Origin of the sequence: Kitasatospora sp. NPDC056446, assembly GCF_042796115.1 — a bacterium.
GTDB lineage: Bacteria > Actinomycetota > Actinomycetes > Streptomycetales > Streptomycetaceae > Kitasatospora.
Genome location: NZ_JBHTRF010000245.1, coordinates 1 through 1182 on the forward strand (window position 1 = coordinate 1; position 1182 = coordinate 1182).

Below are 1182 nucleotides of genomic sequence, written 5' to 3' on the forward strand. Positions count from 1 at the left end.
AGCCTGCACCACCCGGCGCTGACGCGTGGGTCCGGGGCATGCTGGTCGCCGATGCAATGCCGCTGCAGCAGGTTCTGCAGGAGCTGGGGCGCTACCAGCACCGCTGGCTGCGCGTGGATCCGCGCGTCGCCGGCCTGCCGGTGTCCGGCGCATTCCCGCTGGACGACCTGCAACGCAGCCTGTCGATGCTTGCCGCCACCCACGCGCTGCGGATCGAGCAGGGGCTGTGGATCCACGTGTCGGCTGCGGGACATCGCGGCTGACACTTTTCCGAGCGTCGCGTGGCAGAGGGTATGAACCCCTCATTTTTCTCCCCATGACCGTGAACCTGCCCCGGCTTCGACTGAGCCTCCTCGCCACCGCGCTCGCCGCCACACCCGCGCTGGCTCAATCACCGCCCGATGAATCCCTGCACGTCCAGCGCAGCATTCTCTCGCTGGGCAGTGCACTGGGCGCGTTCGCCGCCGAGCATGGCGTGGCCCTGTCCTTCGACCCCGCGCTGACCCGTGGCCGCCAGGCTCCATCGATTGCCACAGGCCTGGACGTGGACGCAGGGTTCGACGCACTGCTCCACGGCAGCGGGCTGCGCGCGGTGCGCCGCGCCGATGGCAGCTACACCTTGCAGCGTGCGCAGGTGTCGGCAGGCGCACGACGCACCAGTACCCTGCACGTGCCGGGGCAGGACGCCGGCTCGACCTTCGGGGGCAGCCTGCAACTGGACCGCAGCTACGTCGCGGCGCAGGCCGCCGGCAACGGTGACATCACCCGGCTGCTGCGCATCCATCCCGCCGTGCAGTTCGACAATGCCGACCAGGGCAGCTTCAGCCCCGGCGAGATCCGCCCTGCGGAAATCAGCATCAATGGTGCGAAGTTCTATCAGAACGCGTTCATCGTCGATGGCATGAACTTCAACAACGACATCGACCCGGGTGCGGATCCGGAGGTATACCGGCTGTTCTCCGTTCCAGGCGGCTCGCAGGCGCTGGCACTGGACAGCAGCCTGCTGGAAGACATCACCGTGCATGACAGCAACGTTTCGGCCGCCTATGGTGGATTCAACGGCGGCGTTGTCGAAGCGAGCACCCGGCGACCATCACGCACCTTCAGCGGCCGCCTGTCCACCCAGTCCTCGCGATCTTCGTGGACACGCTACCACCTGGACTCCACCGTCGCAGACAGCTA

The 1182-nt window shown here is 67.5% G+C and carries 2 protein-coding genes; both read left to right on the top strand.

From position 1 onward, the window contains the following. A partial coding sequence (locus ACFQ6N_RS41030) for a hypothetical protein (protein WP_380659225.1) occupies positions 1-263 on the top strand: 263 nt, incomplete at its 5' end. Positions 264-316: 53 nt separating this feature from the next. Next, positions 317-1182, top strand: an 866-nt coding sequence (locus tag ACFQ6N_RS41035; protein ID WP_380659226.1) for a secretin and TonB N-terminal domain-containing protein, incomplete at its 3' end; no start/stop codon positions are given.